The organism is Paenibacillus hamazuiensis (assembly GCF_023276405.1).
Classification (GTDB): domain Bacteria; phylum Bacillota; class Bacilli; order Paenibacillales; family NBRC-103111; genus Paenibacillus_AF; species Paenibacillus_AF hamazuiensis.
On the sequence record NZ_JALRMO010000001.1, the window covers coordinates 6,429,695 to 6,450,966 of the forward strand.

A 21,272-nucleotide genomic window follows, 5' to 3' on the forward strand; every position below is an offset into this window, starting at 1 on the left:
GGTTCTTCCGTTATGGTCTGGCTACTTTCGTTTGTTTCGCGCTGATTTCCACCGTGACCTTGAAATCCTGCTGCGGCCCTTTTTTCACAAAGGTCGGCAGATTCAACGTCACCGGCAGCTCATGCTGCCCCGGAGGCAGGTTGCTGATATCGACAATTGCCTGGATATCCTCCGGCTTCAGCTTATCGAGCACGGCCGGCGCTCCTTCCACCGTCACATTCAGCTTGCCGGTTTCGGGGACCAGCACCTTCGTATCGTACAGGTCGTTTTGCCCGACGATAGAGAAGGAGATTCCCTCCAGCGTTTTGTATACGGACGGAACGACTTCGATTCTCACATCCACTTTGGACGGCTCGACTTGCGTAATTTTATTTTTCAGAGGGATGTCCAGCGTCAGGTCCTTGGTTTCCTTCAAGTCCTGCAAATTGATCGCCGGTCCCTCGTAAAACTCCATCTTGTCGACTACTTCCTGAGGTCCGTAGGCCGTCACCTTATCCGTGCTTTTCGTAATCGAAGCGACGCTGAACCCTCTGGCCGTTTCCCCTGCCAGCTTGAGCTGAAGCGGTACGGTCGTGAACGGGCTCGTGATCGGTACCTCGACGTCGACGACAGGCGGATCGATTGCCGCCCCCTCAATGACTTTCCCGTTCTTGTCGTATGCCACCAGCCTTACCTGCTTGCTGACGGCGGTTTGCGCCTTATCTACGCTCACGTCGGCTCTCACGCTGTCCGTATCGTCCACCCGGCTGCTCGGCATCGTGACGATGACCCGGTTCGGCTTGATGATCGGCTGCCCCGCCTTCAGACCGGTCGCCGGGGTACCCGTGACGTTAATCGTCACCGGCACTTCCTTCTTCACTTTTTCCTCCAACACCACTTTGACGCTGGCCGGGTATATTTTTACGATAACCGATGGCGGAAAGTTGACGGGAGTTAACGGCAGTACGTGCTCCCCTTTGCCCACCTTGGTTAAATCCAGCTCCACCGAATAGCCGCTGGTGCTTACCTTTTTAAGCGCCGATTCCTTGCCGCTCAAGGTGACGACAACCTGCGGCGGTTCAATCGATTGGACGAAAAACTGATTGCTGTCGTAACGCGGAGTGACCGCTACATTCGAAATCGTATATTCGGTAAGAGCCGCCCCGCTCCCGCCGGGAATCGACCTGTCCTCCAGATGAACGACCACCCATAGCAAAATGCCTACGGCCAGCGCGATGATGCGGACTACATTCGTGTTGCGAAGCCATTTATCCATTTTTCCGAACCCTCCATTTCCAGATCGGGTTCTTCTCTTTCGCCTTGGCTTTCGGCTTCAATTCCTCAAACAGTTTGGACAAAAGCGATTCTTCGTGGATATTGCGGATAATATGCCCGTTCATCGCAAGCGATACTTGCCCGGTTTCTTCGGATACGATCACGCAAACGGCGTCCGATACTTCACTGAGCCCGATCGCCGCGCGATGGCGGGTGCCGAGCTCCTTGCTGATAAACGGATTTTCGGAAAGCGGCAGGTAGCAGCCCGCGGCCATCAATTGATTGTTCCGGATAATGACCGCCCCGTCATGGAGCGGCGTATTCGGAATAAACGTGTTAATGAGCAGCTCCGAGCTGATTAAAGCCTGCAGCTGAATACCCGATTCCACGTAATCGGTCAGCCCCGTTTCCCGTTCGAACACGAGCAAAGCCCCGATTTTGCGCTTGCTCAAATAGTGAATCGCCTTCATCAGCTCGCCGATGCTGCGGTTCACGTCCTGGTTCTCGTCGACGGTCGTACGGCTGAACAGCGTCCCCCGGCCAAGCTGCTCCAGGGCGCGGCGCAGCTCCGGCTGAAAAATAACGATGACGCCGAGCACGCCGAACGTAAACGCCTGGTTCATCAGCCACTGCAGTGTGTTCAGCTTGAACCAGATGCTGATCGCCCACGTCACGACAACGACGATGATGCCTTTCAGCAGTTGGATCGCGCGGGTGCCGCGCAGCAGCAAAATCAAATTATATATCACGTAACTCACGATTAAAATGTCAACGATGTCTTTGATCGAGATGTCGGCTATGAGATCCATTGCTTGTTCCCCTTTTTAAAATGCAACAGGCCGCAGGATGGCTTCATTTTTTCTCTTCATTAGATCATCATACCACATTTTCAGAAAAAAACCTCCCTTCGGGCTACCCCGAGGGAGGTTTTTTCATAAAATTGATACCTGCGGCCTACGAATCAATCGGATAGCTGGGTGAAAAACTCGCTGACCTTGAACCACATCCACTCGAACGCTTCGTCGATTTTCGTCACTTGCCCCGAAATATGCGCCGTCGACGCCAAGTTCACCGAACCGTCGATGACGACCAAATTTCCGTTGATATCGCCATCCACCTGCAGTTTGCCACTCTGCACCGTCAAATTTCCGCTGACGGTATGTCCCGGGGGCACATATACCGTATCGCCCTTGATCACGACCTGATCCAGATTGTTTCCTTTAACGAGCAATTCCGTATCCTCGTTCCATAGCGACATAAAGCTTCCCATCATCACGAGCACAAATACCGCAGCCACAGAAACGGCCGGATGCCTCCTGAACCATTGGCCGAACGTCCGGTTCGACTTTACAGGAGGGAGCGCCAGCATAATCCGGTCTTTCAAATAGGGAGGGGCTTTAACATCGGGAGACGCCATGATCATCGCTTCGGTCGTTTCAAGTTCCCGGAACCGCTTCTTGCAGTCCGGACAAACAAGAAGATGCTCCTTGAGGCGGGCAGCATTCGCTCCTTCCAAATCCCCGTCCAGATACTCATGCATCATCGGGAGCGCTTCTTTGCATTCCATAACAGCCGCTCCTTTCCTACTCCATTATCAAATGGTGTGCTATACGATACGTTTCAAACTCAAATATGTTTCATAAAAAAACTAGATTTAAGGACCAAAAGTTTGCTCCAATTTTTTCCGCAAAAATTCCCGTCCCCGGTGCAGTCTCGTCTTGATCGTGGTAATCGGCATCGTCAGCACCTCGCTGATTTCCTGCAAGGACATATCCTGCAAATATCGAAGGATGACAATCGATTTGTATTTCTCCGGCAGTGTATCGATCGATTCGCGGATTTGCTGCTGCGTCTCCGAAACGATCACCTGCTTCTCCGGAGTATCCTCATTGCTCGGCATGAGCGAATACCAATCGGAACCTTCGCCTTCGGGCATCTCCGCATCAAGCGAATAAGTTGTCCGCCGCTTCCGCAGCCGGTCAATGCATAGATTCGTGGCAATCCGGTATATCCACGTCGAAAATTTTTGCGTCTCGTCGTAGCGCTCCAGGTTCGAGTATACGCGTAAAAACGTTTCCTGAACGACGTCCTCCGCCTCTTGGGCGTTTCCCATCATCCTGTAGGCGAGATGATATATTTTGTCCTGATATAAGTCCACCAGTTGCGCAAACGCGCCGCGGTCGCCGTTCCGAGCCAGCTTGGCGAGCCGCGTGTCCAGTTGAATCACCGATATTCCTCCCGCATCCTCTACTTTCTCTCCGAAATGGAAATTCCGGCCAATATGAACAGCATACCAAACCATTGTACCCCGTGTACAGTCTCTCCGAGCAAGAAAAAAGCCGCAAGGACCGCCGCCGGCAGTTCCATAGAGCCGAGCATGGCAGCCAGTGAGCTGCCTATCCTCGGAATGCCGATATTGAAGGCGATGGTCGGAATCGCTTGCCCCAGCATGCCCAGAGCGGCTCCCCAGAGGAGCCAGCTTCCCCATCCTCCGGCCACCGGAGCCGATGGCGGATAGAGCAAATACAGTACCGGGAGAGAGGCGGTTACCATCACTGCCGATTTCATGAACGGATGCATGTCTGTCTTTATTTTACCCGTAAAAAACAAAAACAACGAGTACGCCAAAGCCGCCAGCAAGCCGAACAGGACGCCGCCGGCCGTAAAACGGCCCCAATCGGCCGACATCACATTCACCGACATCGCCGTGCCGACCATAATCATTCCTACGGCTATCCATTGGTTTGGTTTCGGCCACTTTCTCGAATGGATGGCTTCCATCGCAATCGTCATCCAGGTAAATTGAAACAGCAGAACGATAGAGACGGAAGCGTCAAGCTCGGAGAGCGATTTATTGTAAAACACCGTACATAACGCCAGTCCGAAAATGCCGACGAGCGCCAGCTGGATCCATGGCCCCTTGAACGGATTGCTCCAAGCCTTCGGCTGGCAGAGCAGGATGAGCCATAAGATGACCCCGCCCATCGTAATTTGCGCCGGGGTGACCTGCGCGTCGCTCCACCCCTCGGTCGTGTAAACGATTTTGACGATGGCCGAAAGAAGTCCGTAGCTGGATGAACCGATAATCACCAGCAAAATGGCCAGCCAGCGTGCTCCCATGATGTTGCCCCCTTTCCAGACGAAAAGTCGAGCAGCCCTATGAAAAAGGCCCCCGACTTGTTCGACTGCAGCGATATTCGTTTATCAGCCCGTATTTCTAAGCCCTGCGGCTATTCCGTTGATCGTAAGCAGCACTTCTCTTTGCAGCAGCGCATCATCTTCATTGCGTTCGCGCAATGCTCTGAGTTCGGCGAGCAGCTGCACCTGCAAGTAGCTTAGCGGGTCTACGTAAGGGTTGCGCAAGCGAATCGATTCCTGAATGACCGGGACGTTGTCGAGAATTTCCTGCTGCCCGGTAATTTGCAAAATCAATTGCGACGTACGTTCATATTCTTCCTTAATGAGTCCAAAAATACGCTTCGCAACCGCCTGATTCTCTACCATGCCGCCGTACTCCTGCGCGATCAGCAGATCCGCTTTAGCCAGGGCCATCTGCAAATTATCGATGAGCGATTGGAAGAATCCCCAATTTTGATACATATCCTGCATCACTTTGAGGTTTTCGGCTTTGCCCTGATAGAAGCTGTACAGCCCCGATCCTGCGGCATACCAGGCCGGAAGCAGGTAACGGCTTTGCGTCCAGGCGAACACCCATGGAATGGCGCGAAGATCCTCGAAGCGGTCGCTGTTTTTCCGTTTGGACGGGCGGGAGCCGATATTCAGCTCGCCGATTTCCGGCAGCGGCGTCGATTGCTTGAAGAACGTCAGGAAATCCGGGTCGCGGAAAATCAGGTCCTGGTATTTCGTCTGCGCCTTCTCCGAAATGCTTTTCATGATCGTTTCCCATTCCGGCTCGGATTCGTGCGCCTTCGGGTTTTTGCCCATCAGCGCCGCCGTAATGAGCGCATTGGTTGCTTGCTCCAAGCTGCGGTAAGCGATGCTCTTCATCGAATACCGCGAGGAAAGCACCTCGCCTTGCTCGGTGATTTTGATGCCTCCGCCAATCGTATCCGCCGGCTGCGCCAGAATGCTTCGGTTCAGCGGCATGCCGCCGCGCCCCAATGCACCGCCGCGGCCATGGAAAAACTTCAGCTTGATGCCGTAAGGCTTGGCTGCTTCGGTTAACGTGCGGAGCGCCACACGCAGCTCCCAGTTGGCGGTGATCACGCCGCCGTCCTTGTTGCTGTCGGAGTAGCCGAGCATGATTTCCTGCAGATCGTTGGTGCTTTTCAAACTATTGCGATAAGCCGGAATGTTGAATAGCGTTGTCATGATCTCCGGTGCTGCGTGCAAGTCATCGATCGTTTCAAAAAGCGGCGCCGACTGCAGCGTACACGTAATGCTGCCGTCCGCTTCATGCCGGTATAACCCGGATTCCTTGGCGAAAACAAGCACCTCCAGCAAATCGCTGGCGCCTTGCGTCATACTGATCAGGTAACTGCGTATGCACTCTCGGCCGAATTCGGCCTGAGCCTTATAAATCGTACGGTATACGTCCAAGCATTCTTTCGTCGATTCCGAGTATTCCAGATATGCGGACGTAATCGGGCGAGCATCGTTCAAAATACCGGTAAGCAGCTTGATTTTCTCTTCTTCCGTTAATTCCGGATAATTATGCACGATGTTCATTTTGGCCAAGATTTCGGCCATCGCATTTTCGTGCTCTTTGCTGTGCTGACGAACATCAAGCGTCGCCAAATGGAAGCCGAACAGCTCCACCTGACGAATCAGCCTGCGGATATACATATCCGCTACGAAATCCGCATAATGGTTGCGCAGGCTGCGCTCGATGATTTCGAGATCGGCAATAAACTCATCCGGGCTGTTGTACTTACAATTTGCCGAAGCCGAAGCTTTGCCGGTGTTTTGAATTTTCTCGATCATGTACGTCGTCTTGATCCGGTACGGCTCTTTTTCGTTACGCCATACCTCCGCCGCTTTCAGCTCCATGCTTTCCCGGTCCTGCTGGATGGAATCGAGCAGCTCCGAGGTGACTTCGACAATATTTTTGCTGAAGCTCATGTGAGTCATCAATTCACGCAGCGATTCCGCGTATTTGGTAAGTGCCAATTGGCGGTGCATCTGCAGCGTGTCCCATGTAACCGCCGCTTTGACGGACGGGTTGCCGTCACGGTCCCCGCCGATCCACGAACCGAATTTCAGGAAAGTCGGCACATGCCACTGCTCGCCCGGATAATATTTGTTCAAGCAGCGTTCCAGCTCTTGATATACCTCCGGAAGCACCTCGAACAACGTTTCGTCGAAATAATAAAGCCCGTTGCGCACTTCATCCACTACCGTCGGTTTACGGTCACGAAGCTCATCGGTTTGCCAGAGCGTAATGACTTCCGTCAGCAGTTCCTGACGCAGCTGCTCTCTTTCACGAAACGTCAGTGAAGGATTGTCCAGCTCCATGACCTTCTTGGCGATCCGCTGATGAATGTCCAGCACCGCGCGGCGCGTTGCTTCCGTCGGATGCGCGGTCATGACGAGTTCAAGCGAAATGCCCTGCAGGATTTGCCCTACTTCCTCGGCAGGAATATTTTGAGCCTTCAAATGGCGCACGATATCTTCAATGGAACCCGGCTGAACGTTTTCCCCTGCGGACCGTTCATAATCGCGTTTTCTGCGAATCCGCTGATTTTGTTCGGCAATATTCACAAGCTGAAAATAGATGGCAAAAGCCCGGATCACCTGATGCCGGATGCCCGGCTCCAAATTGGTAATCGTTTGTTTAAATTCTTCGAAGGCTTCCGTCGAATAATTCGTACGCAGCGACTTGCTCATCTCGCGTATTTTTTCGACGATCGACAACAACTCGTTGCCTCCCTGATGTACCAGCACCTCGCCTAAAATATGGCCGAGAAACCGGACATCGCGGCGAAGCAAGTTGTTTGTCGTCGATTTGCTGATTAGACCTGTTGCTTCTGACATACTCTCACCCATCCTTATAGCTTCTCTTTAATATCCACGGTTACCTAGTCATACAGAATATTTTAACACATTCGGGCTTTCGGATATAGTACATCTTTTTGATTTACTCGGAATTCCCGGAATTTCCCTGCCTATTTCATAAAAGATGCCGATTCGGTCATGCAAGCGCAAAAAAGAGACTCGCGTAAAGAGTCTCTGTGTTTTATGTATGGAGCGGGTGATGGGAATCGAACCCACGCTACCAGCTTGGAAGGCTGGAGTTCTACCATTGAACTACACCCGCATTTTTGATTTACATACATGGTCGGGACGACACGATTCGAACATGCGACCCCCTGGTCCCAAACCAGGTGCTCTACCAAGCTGAGCTACGTCCCGATAAGATTGTAAATAATGGCGTGCCCTGAGAGATTCGAACTCCCGACCTTTTGATTCGTAGTCAAACGCTCTATCCGGCTGAGCTAAGGGCACATAATTATATTGGTATGACGAACCCTGAAAACACTGGGTTCTCATCCCTATTAAGCTTAATCATAAGTGGAGCGGAAGACGGGATACTCTCCGTTTCTCTCCGAGACTGCGAAGTGATCCTAACGAAGTATCGCTCCGACGAACCCTGAAAACACTGGGTTCTCATCCTTTTAGCCTAATCATAAGTGGAGCGGAAGACGGGATTCGAACCCGCGACCCTCGCCTTGGCAAGGCGATGCTCTACCCCTGAGCCACTTCCGCATATTCACTGGTGCGCGTAGAGGGACTTGAACCCCCACGGTCTCCCGCCAGATCCTAAGTCTGGTGCGTCTGCCAATTCCGCCATACGCGCTCGGTGTACGGTTTTCAACGATTTTTCACCGCGTAATTTTCGGTACATCGCGTCAGATTCAACGTTAGGCATTTCGGTAGGCGTACGGATGGGTGTACGTACACCGAACTTTACCGCGCCGTTTCGTAATTTCACGCGCCTCTCAATCGCGACAAGGAGTATAATAACACGCTCAAAAATCGGTGTCAAGCGAATCGTAAACCGGAAAAAGTTTTACGTGACTGTCGCGCGGTGACCCGAAAATAGTAAACGCCAGATGAACGGAAATTTCCGCTAACTGGCGCTTTTTTTAAAATTTAATGTTGATCAACGTTAACCCGTCGCTAGCCATAATTTGAACTCGACCAACGTCATAACCCGAAATACCTCTTATCGCTGCGGCAATAGTTTTCGCAATCGCAACGTTACTTTCCTTGTTGTATAGCGACGTCTTTACCGTTACCCAATATCCGTCCGTCGTTCGAAAAGAGGAGTTTAAGCCTACGAATGAATCCGTTCAAGCAACGTTTGGGGCATCGTTAAAACAGTAGGAAACTCCCTGAGTTATTTTTGTTGTGCGGAAATTGCTAGCGGCTGATGAGAGGTTTGACGAGGGGGCCTTGGGGGGCTTCGCGCTTCACCGCACTAAAGTACAAAAGGGAAGGAACGCTAGACGGCCGGGCGTTCAGGTTCCCGAGGAGCGTCCGCTTTAAGGTAGTAAAGCGCATAAATATTCAGCGCGTCCTCAAGGACATATGTACAAAACAACTAATTTTGTGGTCATGTATTTTTACTTGACACTACTCTATACGTTAAAGCGTTAAAGAACGAACTAACCCGCATCACAACGCCATTTTCCCGATAAAGATGCGTCCTCTCAGCGATACGATAAGCGTGAATAAGCGGAATCAACGCTCATACTCGGTAGCCGCCGGGCCGCTCGATCATACAATCGTTATGCAAAATCGGGAAAATGGCGTAACCATGCGGTCTATGAGCGATCGTGTCTAATCGTAACAATTACCGTTTTCAATGCGGAAACGTTCGTAATCGATCGTTATATGCAGCGTTTATACAACGTTACCCCTCGAGTTTTGCGGTCGTCCCCGGTCCGAGGCATCCAGCCCTTGTGTACGCCGAAAACATTACCTAACGTTACCCTACGCTATCGGACGGTCAAACTCGAAAACCCGCGCCACGTCTACGGTTTCACGGTATGAAACAACGAAAATAGTCCGGTAATGTTCGGTTAACACGTGAAAAGTTTCGGAGGCACGCACGCCGGGCACATCTACCCGAAAAATTCGCGGAAATTAACGAAATGGGACACGTAGTTTACCCGGCTAAACCCGCGCTACAACGGGACTGAACGGACTTTCTCGCTAATTTACGATACTTCCGACTATCCAACGTTGAAGCCGCACGCTTGGAATATCGCCACAAGGTCGTCAATGTCCCGGTAATCGTGGCGGCCGGCCCTTCCGGTTAGCTCGTCAACCTTCCGCCTGATCGCGAGCTGTAGCGCGTGTTCGAAATCCTTGCGAAGTCTCCACCGGTACAGCGTCCGCCGATCAACGCCAAGCTCCGCGGCTATATCCGCATAATTGTTGCGTGGCATAACGATAAGCAGCTCGATCGCTCGATAGTGGATCTCTTGTAATGGGAGTCTACGTTTAGGATACTTGCCACGTCTCTTCCTTCGCTTCATACCACCAGTCCACTCCGTTCATAAGTGATAAAACAAACCATTTAAGTGTCAAAACGTACACAAAAAGAGCCGGACGACTCCGCCCGACCCTTCCGTCATTACAACGTCACCGCGATATCGAGTACCACGTACGTCTGTCCACCGTTCATGCTCGCTACTATGACGCGGTCGCCGACCTGCAGCGGAGATTCGACGAGCATCGCCGTTTTTGTCCCGTCCGGATTAACGACGGTGAGCGTGCGGTCCGTCAGGTGCTTCGCAAATACGAGGTCGAACGCGTCAAGGTCGATTTTCATATTGTCTACTCGGATAAGCGTCGGTGTTAGTGAGGTGACCGTTGCGAGTTCAATCCGGTCGAAATCGTTATACCCAACATGCTTGATGACTTGCGTAAGCTTGGTTATTCCGTTTCCTTCGAGTTGGGCCATCAGTAAGTCACCGCCGCTCTCGCAGACCAAATTTGTTGGGCAAGCTCGTTCGCGATCCGCTCAATGTCCGCATTCTCCCGAACAGTCAAGCCGTTAACTGTGACGTTTACACTGACATTACCTCCTGTACCGCGTCCACTTCTGTACTCGTCAGCCTGCGGCTTAGGAAGTATCGCTTCACCACGGTGAGCAAGAATCGGTTTATTATCGTACGGCACATAATCGAGGCCCGTCGCGCGCTTCTCTCCGTGAAGGAACGATTGCAACGCGTTAACGTCAGTGTCACTGATCGGTGATGACGCCATAGTCTCGGCAGACGCTGCTTTTAGTTGCGGGGATACCCCTCCGTTAATGGCCGCGCTGTAAATGCTGTTCTCGTTCGTCTTCTGCGCTTCCCATACGCTCGCACCGTAGCCCGCCGCTGCGGCCGCTGCTGCTCCGCCAAGTACGTACGGATTCAAAATCAGACTCTTTCCGCCTTTTCCGCCAGAGCCGGCCGCACCCTCGGAAGCTGCGCCGCCTCCGCCAAGCTTCGGAATTTTACCGTTCTTTGCGAGCCAGCCTCCGCCAAGCACGGCCGCAAGTTCCGGATTATCGATCGCGAATTGAATCGCGCCTTTGAGTACGCCTTCGCCGAGTGCCACGCCGAATTTGGTTCCGTAGACTAACGCTTTGTCGGTAAAGTCTTTTACGGTTTTACTATTTTCTATATAACTGCTCAGCGCCTTAAACGCATCGTCAAGCACACGTTCGAATTTCTGGTCCCAGGTAAGCGCCTGAAACTTCTCGTCCGAGTTGAGCTTATCCATATACTTGCTGAACGCGTTATACCCTTTATCGAATACGTAAATTGAGCCGTTGACAAAGCGTGTTAAAGCGGTAGAACCCACGTCGACGAAACGTTTGAACCCGTCACCGTCTAATGCGCGGTTAAATCGCTCGAGCTGCGGCCGCAATTTCTCGAGGCCGCCGACACCCATTTCGAGCAAGCCCGCCTTCAACTTCCCTACAGCTCCGCGATATTGTCCGAGCGCCGTTGTACCTTGTTTTTCAAGGAGTTCATTCGTGTAACCCATCGAGTTTAATAGTTCGTCCATTGCCTTTATTTGCTGTTTTAAAGGCAGCTCTTTAATAGTGTTGACTACCGAGCGTGGCAATTCGAACCTTTCGACAAGACTCACGCCGTCCCCGCCTGCCAATTCCCGCAAAGCTACCGAAGCGCCCTCGATTCCTTGTAACGGATCTGATGCACCAAGACGTTCGGCTATACTCGTTAGGCCCTTAAGTTCGTCCAAATTCTTCGTTATCGTCACAAAGCTCTTACTCGTTTTGAAGTAGTCATCTGCTTCGAACAGCGGCGAATCAATGGCGCGCTTTTGGATATATGAAAAGTACGCATCGGCTGCGGCAGTATCTCCCTTAAACAGAGCGCTTGTCGTAAGCGTACTAAATTCACGTTGGGCAGCGGCGCCAATAGTCGCCTGGAACGCCTTTACGCTCGCCGATGCCGCGCCATATGCGGCCACAAGTCCGGTAATTGACGTTATTGCGCCGCTAGCGCTTCCGCGAACTTTCTCGAACGATCGACTGGCGGTACTACTCATCCGGTTTATCGACGTCCCCGCGGTGCCGGCAGCTTTAGACATCATACTTGTTGATTTCGACGCTTGACCGATTACACGGTCACTTTGGTCGACCATAGACATAAATTTTCTCATCGGGCCGCTAAATCTATCTTCCGCCTTAATGACGGCTTTTAGTTGCATGTTACTCACCAGATTACCACCCCTTCCGTTTTAGCTCTGACTCTATCGATTCCTCGATGTGCCTAACCCATTTTTGCTTATTTCTTTCAAGAGGATCTTCCAAGAATTGTGGAATAGTTCCGGCCGTCGACGGATTCTTGAACGATTTGCCGTGCTTTTCCGGATAGACCTCGTGCAGATAGTATGCGTAGTCGAACCGTTCGCCTGCTTGCTTACCGCTTTTTGCAATCTCGACAGCCGCTGCCTTAATTTCGCCTTCCAAATCGATTCCCTCGCCGTTAATGTCCGTATGGATACTCGAACGAAGTGCGCCCGCCGGCCGTTTATCTTTCGGCCCTTTCCGTTTATAAAGCGGCGCCAGGTCAACGGACTCACGCTGCCACTCGTCCAAAACATCATGCAGACCATCGCGCACCGCATTGCCGACGTCATCGATCGTTTCAAGGAGCGCCTGTTTAAACTGTCTGGAATCGAACTCGATCGATAAGTGCTTCGCCATCTACTGCCACCTCCGTCATAATCTCGTTAAACTTACGGCAATTTTTACGCAATCTAGCGTCAAAATAATCGTTATCAATACGCGGCAAGTCCGCCAAGATTACCGCCATAGCCGCGGATACTTTGCGTAGCCTAACGTCATCGGACGCGGCTAGCTCTGCGATAAACGCACGGCTGCGAGCAAGCCGTTTACTAAACGCTGCCTCTGTATACGTACCTGCGCGGACGGCGTCGGAAATCCCGCCGCATAACGCTTGGTAACCGCGGACGCCGCGTTTTAATTCGTCTAAATCCATTCGATTGCTCCTTATCGGTACAAATATTCGCTACAAAATCGCCATTCGTCAGCCGCACGCCGCACATAGCCCGTATAAGGCCCGCTTGCCGACGTGACCGATATTCGGTCGAATGGGTCAATCCGTTCGTCCATCGTAAAGCCGGCCGGAATCGTCACGACGAAACGATTCGGCGTAAACTTGTCACCGGCGGTCACAACGAGCGGTGCGCTGCTGTCGTTCGTGATGACGAGTTCATTCGCAACGATCGGCAGGACGATACTTTGTGGTGCGGACCCGGCAAACGGAAACTGCGCCGGCATCCTACTTTCTGCTCGTTCCATTAACGATCACCTTCCGCGGCCTGTTGCTCGAGCTGGCGCTTCAGCGTCGCGTAAAGCACGTGGTTATCGATTGAGCCGTTTTGTACCGCAGCCTCGGCCGCTGCCTGAACGTGCGCCGCCGTAATTTTGTCGCCTTTCCGAAGAACTTCACGCAGTTGGTGGACGTTCCCCTTATAGCTGCGGACGTCATCCCCGTTAATCCGTGCGTCCATATTTGCGCGGCGCTCCTTTATTAGCTCGTAGCGGGCAATATCGACCTCTTGGCCGGATTCCGCCGCTCTAGCGAGATGATTAAGGTATTGCTCAGACGGCGATTGTACGTATGGCGTATCCTCATCAAAGAGTGCGTCAATGAGCGCTTCAAATTCGCGCTTGGCGGCCGCGTATGCCGCGAGTTTGCCGGGATGCCCTCCGCTGGCTTTTGCAGCGATACGGAGCTTTTCGAGCTTAGATTCGGTCAACATCATCAGTGAAACTTCCTCTCCGAGTTAAATTCAGGTCTTTCGCCGCCGAGCAGTTTGCGGGAGTCAAACTCCGTTATAAAATAATGCTCGCGCTCGGATTGACGGACAAACGGCTCAACGTCCGCAAATTTGTAGTAATAGGAGTTGGTATGCTCGCCATTCGTTAGCTCTTGTCGGGCGGCATTTAATTCCCGATTGAAGTCGTCTATGACCGAGTGATAATCCATTACCGCTTCAATGTACGCCTGTTTTGCAGCCAGCAGCCGGTCGAGCGCAGGGTTAAGACGCTCCTTGCGGTAGGCTGGTATAAACTCGCCGTTAAACTTGTTAATAACGTCCTGTGCGGTGATTTCCGGCTGCGCGACGGAACTATACATTTCCCGTTCTTGTCGGCGGCGCTGATACGTCTTTTGAGCGGCTTCGATGCGGTCGGACAGCTTATCGAGCGCCCCGGTCGCGTCTTTACGCTCGCGCAGTGAGTCGCGGATTGTCCGCTCGTATTCCGCTTTGAGGGCGTGTACCTCCTCAAGTGCTGACGCCTCCCGCCGCAAAAGCTCCGCATGTTCCGCGTCTCTTTGCGCTTTTTGCTCCGTAAATTTATCCAAAAACTCAAATCGCATAAATATCGTCTCCCTCTAATTTGCGTAATATGTTTTTAAGCAGCCCGGCCGTGACCGCTCGCCATTTGGGTAACGGCGGTTTTGGCGTAAGCGGCTGGATCTCGTATAGCTCTCGCAAAATGTCCGCGTTTTGCTCGATTGCTGCGCGCGTGGCCTCCGTGTCGGACGGGTGTTTGATTACGCCCGCTATACCCGCGCTCTGCAGCGTCTGCATATAGATTTCGCGGTCGGACGTCCACATCTCGCATGTCCGGATGCCGTATGTAGCCGCGATATGCCGGACGATAGACAGCGCCTCGGACGCGGATTGAGCCGGGAGGATTACAGCGTCAAGTAGCTCGCCGGCCTCCCCGTACAAAAGCGCAACGGCGAACGACGTCGAATCTAAGCGCTCGAGGTTTACGATGACAACGGGTCTCATTTAGCGTTATTCCCCCTCGTTAAATGGCGGAATCAAGCGAATAACCGCGCCGGATTGCGTCATCACATAAATCGCGAATTTCCGTAAAATTAACGTCCAGTCCTTGCCGGTATATAAACCGGAACTCGACGCCATATTTCATAGAGCAAGCCTGCGTACATTCCATCAAACGTTTGTACTGGCGGAATTGCGGCAATCCGGACTTAAATATCAGCAGCTTGCAATCGGAACTAACCGTCTTAACCGTGTCCGAAACAATTAACGGAATGGTTTGACGGATAGACCCCGTATTCAATTCCGTGTAAAGGAGCGATAGCACGTGAATCGGCGTGTGCAGCCTAAAGCCGTCATCCGCTCTTTTCTGCCGACTAACGTTAACGCCGGCCGCAACCGTTTTATCATCAACCTTTATCGCGGTCATGCTGGCATATACGGCTGAAACCGTTCTTGCACGCGCTCGCCTCCGTTTTAGGACTCGGAAATAACGCTAACGTTGACCGCTTTAGAGCCGCGCTCCTCTTTCACTACGTCAAAAGTTACCGTTTCGCCGGCGTTAAGTGTGCGAAAACCGTCCATGTTTATTCCGGAGTGATGAACGAATACGTCACCGCCGCTCTCACACGTAATAAAACCGAACCCTTTAACCTCGTTAAACCATTTTACCGTTCCTTTGTTTGTCATTATCTCGTTTATCCCCTTTTGCGCTTTTTACCGGCTGCCTCGCTTACGAGCACCGGGATTAATACTTTTCGTGCGCGCTCGACCGTACAATCCTCGCCGAGCGTAAACGTTAATTCGAATCCGTTATCAAGCAAGACGCGTGCTGTCTTCGTTTTGAGACCGGTCCAGTACCGGCCACCATCGCAAAACATGACGTTGATTATGCTCGGCAACCTAGGCCCGCCTCCTCGATTTTTTGGATAATTGCGGTCGCCGCCCCGGGCACCTCCGATTTGAACGTCACAAGTTCTGCGTCGAAATCGTCCATGTATTCAATTGCGTCCTCGTATCCGGACCAAAGAGCGTCAATAGCCGCTTCCAGTTCGGTTAGAATCGGAATAATCGGCCACCTTGCGATTCGGTATTCGCTGCCATCCGGAGTATGGACAGCAACGATCTCCTTGCCATTTTCTCGTCTATGCCTTATTTCCATTGCCTTCATCGCTAGGTCCTCCGTTTTCTTCGTTCTCCAAGTACAACCAGCCGCAGGTACCTACAGTCGCCGGGCGGATCTCGCCAGCAGCGGCATTGCGGATTTGTCTCTGTCTTCAACGCCTCCATGAGCACGCATGTCGTGTCTGGACGGAAATATTCGCACCACGTTTTTGCTTCTTCCTTCACCGTTTCACCTCCAACGCCAAATAAGCCCGAACGAATATCCGGACTAGGAATGTACAGTTTGTCACCTAATTGGTTTGTTTTATCACTTTAGGGATACATGAACCTAAGAGCCTGTGAAGAGAGAAGCATATTGTCTGCGCGGCAACATGGTCCGCAGCTCCTTTGGATCGTAGAAGAACCGAATGCAGTCGGTCATATCCGCCACGCCCGTTACCATGAACACTTTCTCATCTGGAGACGGCGTCGCCCCGGTTATCGTCATGCGGTAGACGTTCGGCTTCTTAATCATGGTTCCTTTCTTCCGCTGATTCCTTCGGACGATCTCGATAACGCCGAGCTTGGCGAGCTGATCGATTTGCCGCTTGGCAGTCCGGATATCAATGCCGGCCGTGACGGCCATCTGATCATACGTCATATAGAAGGAACCGCCCGGCCCCGCCCACCGTTTAGAGTGAACGAGCATTGCGTACGTCAGCGCTTTGTGATTCTTCTGCGGGCACCGGCGAATGATGGCGTCAATCTCCGCAAACGAGACGGTCAGGTCCTTCACGTCCATCGTGAGCGTCAGGTTGCCGTCGTACACGTAATCGACGACCTCCTGCAGATCCTTCATGCAGAAATTCCAATCGGAATCGTAGAAGCGCCGGTCCTGCCATTCGAGCCATTCCGTGATTACTGTTACCGCGGCTTCACGTTCGACCCCGTTATGGTTCATGAGGCGTGCGAGCAGCAGAAACGAGTTATGGCGTTGGCCCGGCCCGGTTAGCCCGACCTCGTACCGTTCGGCCGCCCGTGACAGCGTGTAGCTCTCCGATTGGTCGTACGTGGTAAGCGGCTGATACCGGCTGACGGCGTTTTCCATATCGGCAGCCGCCCGATTGTCGTACGCGCGCTCGTCCTCGATCGCGGCAAGAATAGCGGCGTGGTTCGTTTTCTTGACGGCGAGGAAGTACGCGGTCGATTCTTCCCGATCCATCACGCGTAGCCCTTCGTCAACGCGACAGAATCCGCAAAAGTTACCGGTCTTTTGATGAACGCCGAGCGGCAGTTTAACGCCTTGTGTCGTCGATGGCCGGTACTCGACTTTGCCGTCTGCAGATTCGCTGATTTCCGCCGAGCGGAGAATGAGGGCGTAGAACTTGCGGGCCGCGTCCGTTGATATCGCCTTATCGAGGAACAGCTCGACGTGGTAGCCCTTGCCGCCGCTCGTCGATACCGCGTAATCGTGAAGGCCGGCTTGATCGAGGGCCGCCGTCAGTTTGTACGTGACCCATTTCGCCAGCTGCGGACGATCCGGATAATCGACGTCAAAGCAGATAAACTTCGTCAGGTACTTTCCGGAGAACGTGCCGACCGTCGTTTTGCCGTCCAGGTGCATACGCAGCTGAAACAGGCGCAACGGCTTCTCCCGGTCATTCCGCGTGATGTAATGGCCGCCTTTGAACTGCAGCAAGTAGTGGATATTCTGGATCAAATACAGGTCGAATAGTTTATCAGTGGCCTTCATGTCATGACGGTTCCCCTCTTATCTGAAATTCGTCGTACAGCGTGAGGATGCGGTCCAGTTTTTCCGGTGTCAGTTCGAGTTCGTCGTTGACCTTTTGTGCGACCTTTGACGATACCCCTCGTTCGCCGCGCTCGATATACCGAACTAAGCGGTCACTGATTCCAATAAGTGCGGCCCATTCGGCACTATCAAGGCGGTAGAACTCGCGAAGCTTGCGGAAAATTTCCGGATTAATGATGACCATAAGCTGCATTCTCCTTTCGTTTGTTCTAAATTTGGAACAGCTGAGGCAAATAAAAAAGCGACCAACCCGCCGGAATGACGGAATTGATCGTCTGGTATCTATTATGCGTAAGTTTAAAAACGCCTAAAACATAAGTGATCGTGTCGCTCAAAAACTATCTCGTTGAATACTACGTCCTCTAATCGTTCCATGTTGTTACACTCGTCGCAACAAGTACGCCTTGTATTCCGTAGGCTGACGTCATAGAACGGATACCGGCAGTAATCGCACCGCTTGACCCGTTTGTCGGCCGGCAATTCAGCGATAAGCTCGCGGACGATCGGTGTCGCCTGTTTACGTGTTAGGCCGTCAACACGTTCTCTGGCGAAGGCTTCGGCACCGGAGCCGGGATTTAAACGGTGCGTCTGCGTTGGGTTCATCGTTTTTAGCGCTCCTTATATTTCGTAATTTGCCCACGCCCGCAATAGCGAACGCATACGACTCGACGGTAAGTACAGACGGATAGGCTGACCATTCCGGATACGTGAACGCCATACCCACTGCAAAAGGTCGGACACAGCGAGTAGATCCGGATTTACCGCCACGCCGTTATCTTCGAAAAATGCTGATTCAATCGGGCTTAGAAACCGGTTAAACACGTAAGCTAGCGCCCAACGATCGCTGTACTCGTTCGTCGCGCGTGTATTAATCGGAATGAACCTCACAACCGCCGTACATACGCTTATTGCGACAGCGGTTGGCGTACATACGTAAAGGCCGGGTCTGCGGTATTTGTGCAGACCGTTTCAAGGAGCGCTTTTACTCCGTTACCTTACCGAGCGTTATCCGCTTGCCTACCGCGGACACTTCTCGGTCTAACGCCGCTGAGTCGACGTAATATATATGGCGGTTAGAACGCGTAAAAACACGTAAAAATGACGTAGGAGGTACCCTGTAGTGAAATCACTACGAGGTTCTTGTTTTCCCGCGAGCATTCTTCTTTCAGCCTCCGCGAACAGACCTTCCGCGTCAGCCCGTTGATATCGCGAGTTTTTCCCGATGTGCTAATTTCTGCACTTCGGCGAGCGTTCCTTTGCGTCCCTAATTTAATACACGCAGTAAAAGCACATCGGGGAAAGCGGAGGCTGAGCGCAAAAGGGCCGAAAGTGCTCACGAAGGCGGTAGGACGTGTACGGAAATTAAATCCTCGCTGTACCTCGTCACAATTTGTGACAAGTTCATAACGTCGTATAAGTCGGTAGACAGGCTCCTTACTCCAACCCAGCGATGTATACCACTTCTCAAACACACCGCGATACTTATCGTGGCTTGCGAGCGCGTCCTGCGCCTCCTTTAACTCACGCCCTAAGTCCGTATACGCCTTCCCGACAATTTCGCGCATATTCGTTTCCTTCTTGCGGAGAAAATCTGCTGTGCTTGCGTCGAGTTGTCCGTAATTAAACTCGTTCACTTGCGCTGCCACTGCCATTTAACGCTCCCCCCCCCCTTTAACGTTCCGCTTTTCGCGAAGTAAGGATTAGCGAGTAGAGTCCCGGTTCGTTAACTACTAGGAACGACCTGCCTTGCCTGCCATCATTTAAAATGACGTCAGCTATTTCATCGGATTCTATTCTAGTTACTGCCTGCCCTACGTTACCCAACCCTAACAAAGTGCAAACGTCCTTCACTACGAACCACGGCTCGCCTCCTCTTATAACAGTTCTTAGCTCGCTGCTCCCAAAATTAAAAATTCTCTGCACCTCATCCATCTCTAATCCCTCCTTAAATGATGCTTCCGATGATTAATACGCCGACCGACGTTTGTTTCGCGCATCTACTTACTTACTTACTTACCGCAAACATAATTTCCGTACACTTTTCCCGCAAAAAATCCTCACTATGAAACCAACCGAATACACGTTCGTATTACATGGTATAAAGAAAACGGACGCGGTGTCTAATCGCGGTAAATCCGCCGCACGTCCGCTGGGTCCCGGTCCTTATGTGCATCACGCGTCGTAACCGCGATACAAATAATGTTTGTACCAGCTTTTCGTCGTCATAGCGTTAATACCGTATTAAAACGCTAATACCCGTTTATCGTACGTTACCGCGATTGAGAACGCAATGGACCGAGTAAAAAAATTGTGAAACGTATGTTCCCCTGTTTGTGTAAAGAAAAACGCAACGGACCGCGGAGGTCGAGGCGTCACCTTCCGCACGGTCCGTCAACGCGGTCAGGGAGGTAGGACGGTTGCAACCGCCCTTAACCGCAGGGATTAGCGTACGAACCCTCTGGAAAATTTTCCAAAGGGTTTCCGGCCACCGGAATGCGGGAAACGTTTGGCGCCGTTCCGAACGCAAACCGACGGCAATTAGTGACCGCCGCACCTATTGGCGTAGGATACGGCGAACCGGAATTTTCCGATACCCCAAATCTGGGGTATCGGAACCCTCAACGTTTGGCCTATGGCGATCAGCCTGCCGCGAGGGTAAACTTTCCTGAAAATTTTCAGGAATGTCGGAACACCGCTCCCCTCCGGACGCTGGCACGCACCGGTTGGCGTAGGTTCATCGCGGTACCTCGTTGACGTCGCACCATCTAAGCAGCGGTTCCAACCGCTTGCCCCGACCGCGCCTGATACTCGTTAAAAAGGGCGAGCGCAGTCAACGCATCGGGAGCGGCCGCTAACCGTTCGCGAAACGAATCGTCAACGTTCTCGATCTCGAGCGAGTCGCCGCCTATAAATTCGTAATAGCCGGAGTAGCCCGCGCTAGGCTTGATACGCTCGATGATACCGTAATGGGAGTCGTAAGCGTCCGTATCCGTACGCAGGATGAGCGCTAAGTCGCCGACAAGGACGTAGCCCGTGAAATGGACCACGCCTCCGTCAGCTTCAAGATCGACGATTACCGGGACTTTGCGCAGACCGTTCACCTCCTTTCGTTCGTCGATTAGTCGCGGACAGGCTGAAATTTACGGGTGGAGTTAACGCGGCAGATCCAAAGTTTGTCCTCGTCCGTATTCATTTCCGGCTTATCATCGAGGCCGTCCCAAACGAGGTAAACGCGTTCTAACAACGTTTTCAACCCTCCTATTGGATAACGAGTGATATTGTTTGAGGCAATAACGGATGGATGTTACGAGCGTCTACCGCGACTGCTTTGACGTACGCTAAGTCAGCGACGTAATAAACCTCGGTATCGTCCGGCAAATTAGCGATAAGCTCCCGTAACTGCTTAACGGTGACCATAGCCGCACCCTCCTTACGTTAATAGTTGGCGGATAGTTTCCGCGACGATAAGGCCGAGTAAACGCGCGATCGCACGGCCGGAAATACGGCGTTTGCGGCTCGACGGCGGACGGTAAAATGACGCCCCATACGCGGTCATTACGCGGACACCTCCTCTACTGGCGTTAAAGGTACGGTAGGCAACGTAAAGCCAAGCGCAAGCAAAACGGATGCGTCGACGTTGGTGCAGCCGAGTATCGACCGGCGGGACACACGCGGGAACAGGCGAAAGAAATGATTAGCGAGGACGACAGCGTTTTGGCCGATGCCGACCGGACAGATGACGTAAGTATCCGGCGTGTTGCGGATAAAACGGATTTGGATACGGTTCATT

General features: G+C 52.3%; 25 protein-coding genes and 5 tRNA genes. All 30 read right to left on the minus strand.

The window, feature by feature from the left end:
- Positions 1-10: 10 nt before the first annotated feature.
- A complete protein-coding gene (locus tag MYS68_RS27945; protein ID WP_248928967.1) occupies positions 11-1,255 on the minus strand; it encodes a CdaR family protein in 1,245 nt (414 codons plus the stop codon).
- Positions 1,248-2,063: a diadenylate cyclase CdaA gene (gene cdaA / locus MYS68_RS27950; protein WP_248928968.1), complete on the minus strand. Its 816-nt coding sequence runs from the start codon at positions 2,061-2,063 to the stop codon at positions 1,248-1,250. Before cdaA ends, MYS68_RS27945 begins: the two co-directional genes overlap by 8 nt.
- A 152-nt stretch (positions 2,064-2,215) precedes the next feature.
- Entirely contained in the window at positions 2,216-2,821 is a 606-nt protein-coding gene (locus tag MYS68_RS27955) for a zf-HC2 domain-containing protein (RefSeq protein ID WP_248928969.1), read from the minus strand.
- An 87-nt stretch (positions 2,822-2,908) separates the two neighbouring features.
- A complete protein-coding gene (sigW, locus tag MYS68_RS27960) occupies positions 2,909-3,481 on the minus strand; it encodes an RNA polymerase sigma factor SigW (protein WP_248928970.1) in 573 nt (190 codons plus the stop codon).
- Positions 3,482-3,501: 20 nt separating this feature from the next.
- The gene (locus MYS68_RS27965) at positions 3,502-4,374 is read right to left on the minus strand and encodes an EamA family transporter (protein ID WP_248928971.1); all 873 of its coding nucleotides are present in this window, start codon (positions 4,372-4,374) and stop codon (positions 3,502-3,504) included.
- 84 nt (positions 4,375-4,458) lie between these two features.
- Positions 4,459-7,248, minus strand: coding sequence for a phosphoenolpyruvate carboxylase (gene ppc / locus MYS68_RS27970; protein WP_248928972.1), 2,790 nt, complete (start codon positions 7,246-7,248; stop codon positions 4,459-4,461).
- 209 nt (positions 7,249-7,457) lie between these two features.
- Positions 7,458-7,531, minus strand: a tRNA-Gly gene (locus MYS68_RS27975).
- 18 nt (positions 7,532-7,549) lie between these two features.
- Positions 7,550-7,626 (minus strand) — tRNA-Pro (locus tag MYS68_RS27980).
- 16 nt (positions 7,627-7,642) lie between these two features.
- Positions 7,643-7,719: transfer RNA gene (locus MYS68_RS27985), tRNA-Arg, on the minus strand.
- 186 nt (positions 7,720-7,905) lie between these two features.
- Positions 7,906-7,980 (minus strand) — tRNA-Gly (locus MYS68_RS27990).
- A gap of 8 nt (positions 7,981-7,988) precedes the next feature.
- Positions 7,989-8,071 (minus strand) — tRNA-Leu (locus MYS68_RS27995).
- 1,381 nt (positions 8,072-9,452) lie between these two features.
- The gene (locus tag MYS68_RS28000) at positions 9,453-9,758 is read right to left on the minus strand and encodes a phBC6A51 family helix-turn-helix protein (RefSeq protein WP_275983531.1); all 306 of its coding nucleotides are present in this window, start codon (positions 9,756-9,758) and stop codon (positions 9,453-9,455) included.
- Between the two features lie 98 nt (positions 9,759-9,856).
- Entirely contained in the window at positions 9,857-10,186 is a 330-nt protein-coding gene (locus MYS68_RS28005; protein ID WP_248928974.1) for a DUF2577 family protein, read from the minus strand.
- Positions 10,186-11,961 (minus strand): hypothetical protein, encoded by a 1,776-nt coding sequence (locus MYS68_RS28010; RefSeq protein WP_248928975.1) that lies wholly within the window; start codon positions 11,959-11,961, stop codon positions 10,186-10,188. Before MYS68_RS28010 ends, MYS68_RS28005 begins: the two co-directional genes overlap by 1 nt.
- 4 nt (positions 11,962-11,965) lie before the next feature.
- A complete protein-coding gene (locus MYS68_RS28015; RefSeq protein ID WP_248928976.1) occupies positions 11,966-12,451 on the minus strand; it encodes an HK97 gp10 family phage protein in 486 nt (161 codons plus the stop codon).
- The gene (locus tag MYS68_RS28020) at positions 12,408-12,746 is read right to left on the minus strand and encodes a hypothetical protein (protein WP_248928977.1); all 339 of its coding nucleotides are present in this window, start codon (positions 12,744-12,746) and stop codon (positions 12,408-12,410) included. Before MYS68_RS28020 ends, MYS68_RS28015 begins: the two co-directional genes overlap by 44 nt.
- Positions 12,747-12,757: 11 nt before the next feature.
- The gene (locus MYS68_RS28025) at positions 12,758-13,069 is read right to left on the minus strand and encodes a hypothetical protein (RefSeq protein ID WP_248928978.1); all 312 of its coding nucleotides are present in this window, start codon (positions 13,067-13,069) and stop codon (positions 12,758-12,760) included.
- Positions 13,069-13,536 (minus strand): hypothetical protein, encoded by a 468-nt coding sequence (locus MYS68_RS28030; protein ID WP_248928979.1) that lies wholly within the window; start codon positions 13,534-13,536, stop codon positions 13,069-13,071. Before MYS68_RS28030 ends, MYS68_RS28025 begins: the two co-directional genes overlap by 1 nt.
- Complete coding sequence (locus MYS68_RS28035; protein WP_248928980.1) at positions 13,536-14,153, minus strand: hypothetical protein; 618 nt, start codon at positions 14,151-14,153, stop codon at positions 13,536-13,538. The genes MYS68_RS28030 and MYS68_RS28035 overlap by 1 nt, the downstream gene beginning before the upstream one ends.
- Positions 14,143-14,574 (minus strand): hypothetical protein, encoded by a 432-nt coding sequence (locus tag MYS68_RS28040; RefSeq protein WP_248928981.1) that lies wholly within the window; start codon positions 14,572-14,574, stop codon positions 14,143-14,145. The genes MYS68_RS28035 and MYS68_RS28040 overlap by 11 nt, the downstream gene beginning before the upstream one ends.
- Positions 14,575-15,042: 468 nt before the next feature.
- The gene (locus tag MYS68_RS28045) at positions 15,043-15,255 is read right to left on the minus strand and encodes a cold-shock protein (protein ID WP_248928982.1); all 213 of its coding nucleotides are present in this window, start codon (positions 15,253-15,255) and stop codon (positions 15,043-15,045) included.
- 8 nt (positions 15,256-15,263) lie between these two features.
- Positions 15,264-15,467 carry a hypothetical protein gene (locus tag MYS68_RS28050; protein ID WP_248928983.1) on the minus strand — a complete coding sequence of 68 codons (204 nt, stop codon included), beginning with the start codon at positions 15,465-15,467 and terminating at the stop codon, positions 15,264-15,266.
- Entirely contained in the window at positions 15,455-15,736 is a 282-nt protein-coding gene (locus tag MYS68_RS28055; RefSeq protein ID WP_248928984.1) for a hypothetical protein, read from the minus strand. Before MYS68_RS28055 ends, MYS68_RS28050 begins: the two co-directional genes overlap by 13 nt.
- Positions 15,737-16,018: 282 nt before the next feature.
- The gene (locus MYS68_RS28060) at positions 16,019-17,422 is read right to left on the minus strand and encodes a TOTE conflict system archaeo-eukaryotic primase domain-containing protein (RefSeq protein WP_248928985.1); all 1,404 of its coding nucleotides are present in this window, start codon (positions 17,420-17,422) and stop codon (positions 16,019-16,021) included.
- Position 17,423: 1 nt separating this feature from the next.
- Complete coding sequence (locus MYS68_RS28065) at positions 17,424-17,666, minus strand: helix-turn-helix domain-containing protein (protein WP_248928986.1); 243 nt, start codon at positions 17,664-17,666, stop codon at positions 17,424-17,426.
- A gap of 889 nt (positions 17,667-18,555) precedes the next feature.
- Positions 18,556-19,134, minus strand: coding sequence for a hypothetical protein (locus tag MYS68_RS28070; RefSeq protein ID WP_248928987.1), 579 nt, complete (start codon positions 19,132-19,134; stop codon positions 18,556-18,558).
- Positions 19,135-19,153: 19 nt separating this feature from the next.
- Complete coding sequence (locus tag MYS68_RS28075) at positions 19,154-19,414, minus strand: BRO-N domain-containing protein (protein WP_248928988.1); 261 nt, start codon at positions 19,412-19,414, stop codon at positions 19,154-19,156.
- Between the two features lie 833 nt (positions 19,415-20,247).
- Positions 20,248-20,583, minus strand: coding sequence for a hypothetical protein (locus tag MYS68_RS28080; protein WP_248928989.1), 336 nt, complete (start codon positions 20,581-20,583; stop codon positions 20,248-20,250).
- Between the two features lie 17 nt (positions 20,584-20,600).
- Positions 20,601-20,726: a hypothetical protein gene (locus MYS68_RS38665; protein WP_275983532.1), complete on the minus strand. Its 126-nt coding sequence runs from the start codon at positions 20,724-20,726 to the stop codon at positions 20,601-20,603.
- Positions 20,727-21,037: 311 nt separating this feature from the next.
- Complete coding sequence (locus MYS68_RS28085; protein WP_248928990.1) at positions 21,038-21,271, minus strand: hypothetical protein; 234 nt, start codon at positions 21,269-21,271, stop codon at positions 21,038-21,040.
- Position 21,272: the final 1 nt, after the last annotated feature.

Bases quoted from the DNA above. Each gene is read 5' to 3' on its own strand.
- MYS68_RS27945 (WP_248928967.1), bottom strand. From the start codon at position 1,255: ATGGATAAATGGCTTCGCAACACGAATGTAGTCCGCATCATCGCGCTG.
- cdaA (WP_248928968.1), bottom strand. From the start codon at position 2,063: ATGGATCTCATAGCCGACATCTCGATCAAAGACATCGTTGACATTTTA.
- MYS68_RS27955 (WP_248928969.1), bottom strand. From the start codon at position 2,821: ATGGAATGCAAAGAAGCGCTCCCGATGATGCATGAGTATCTGGACGGG.
- MYS68_RS27965 (WP_248928971.1), bottom strand. From the start codon at position 4,374: ATGGGAGCACGCTGGCTGGCCATTTTGCTGGTGATTATCGGTTCATCC.
- ppc (WP_248928972.1), bottom strand. From the start codon at position 7,248: ATGTCAGAAGCAACAGGTCTAATCAGCAAATCGACGACAAACAACTTG.
- MYS68_RS28000 (WP_275983531.1), bottom strand. From the start codon at position 9,758: ATGAAGCGAAGGAAGAGACGTGGCAAGTATCCTAAACGTAGACTCCCA.
- MYS68_RS28005 (WP_248928974.1), bottom strand. From the start codon at position 10,186: ATGGCCCAACTCGAAGGAAACGGAATAACCAAGCTTACGCAAGTCATC.
- MYS68_RS28015 (WP_248928976.1), bottom strand. From the start codon at position 12,451: ATGGCGAAGCACTTATCGATCGAGTTCGATTCCAGACAGTTTAAACAG.
- MYS68_RS28020 (WP_248928977.1), bottom strand. From the start codon at position 12,746: ATGGATTTAGACGAATTAAAACGCGGCGTCCGCGGTTACCAAGCGTTA.
- MYS68_RS28025 (WP_248928978.1), bottom strand. From the start codon at position 13,069: ATGGAACGAGCAGAAAGTAGGATGCCGGCGCAGTTTCCGTTTGCCGGG.
- MYS68_RS28030 (WP_248928979.1), bottom strand. From the start codon at position 13,536: ATGATGTTGACCGAATCTAAGCTCGAAAAGCTCCGTATCGCTGCAAAA.
- MYS68_RS28035 (WP_248928980.1), bottom strand. From the start codon at position 14,153: ATGCGATTTGAGTTTTTGGATAAATTTACGGAGCAAAAAGCGCAAAGA.
- MYS68_RS28040 (WP_248928981.1), bottom strand. From the start codon at position 14,574: ATGAGACCCGTTGTCATCGTAAACCTCGAGCGCTTAGATTCGACGTCG.
- MYS68_RS28045 (WP_248928982.1), bottom strand. From the start codon at position 15,255: ATGACAAACAAAGGAACGGTAAAATGGTTTAACGAGGTTAAAGGGTTC.
- MYS68_RS28055 (WP_248928984.1), bottom strand. From the start codon at position 15,736: ATGAAGGCAATGGAAATAAGGCATAGACGAGAAAATGGCAAGGAGATC.
- MYS68_RS28060 (WP_248928985.1), bottom strand. From the start codon at position 17,422: ATGAAGGCCACTGATAAACTATTCGACCTGTATTTGATCCAGAATATC.
- MYS68_RS28065 (WP_248928986.1), bottom strand. From the start codon at position 17,666: ATGGTCATCATTAATCCGGAAATTTTCCGCAAGCTTCGCGAGTTCTAC.
- MYS68_RS28070 (WP_248928987.1), bottom strand. From the start codon at position 19,134: ATGGCAGTGGCAGCGCAAGTGAACGAGTTTAATTACGGACAACTCGAC.
- MYS68_RS28075 (WP_248928988.1), bottom strand. From the start codon at position 19,414: ATGGATGAGGTGCAGAGAATTTTTAATTTTGGGAGCAGCGAGCTAAGA.
- MYS68_RS28085 (WP_248928990.1), bottom strand. From the start codon at position 21,271: ATGAACCGTATCCAAATCCGTTTTATCCGCAACACGCCGGATACTTAC.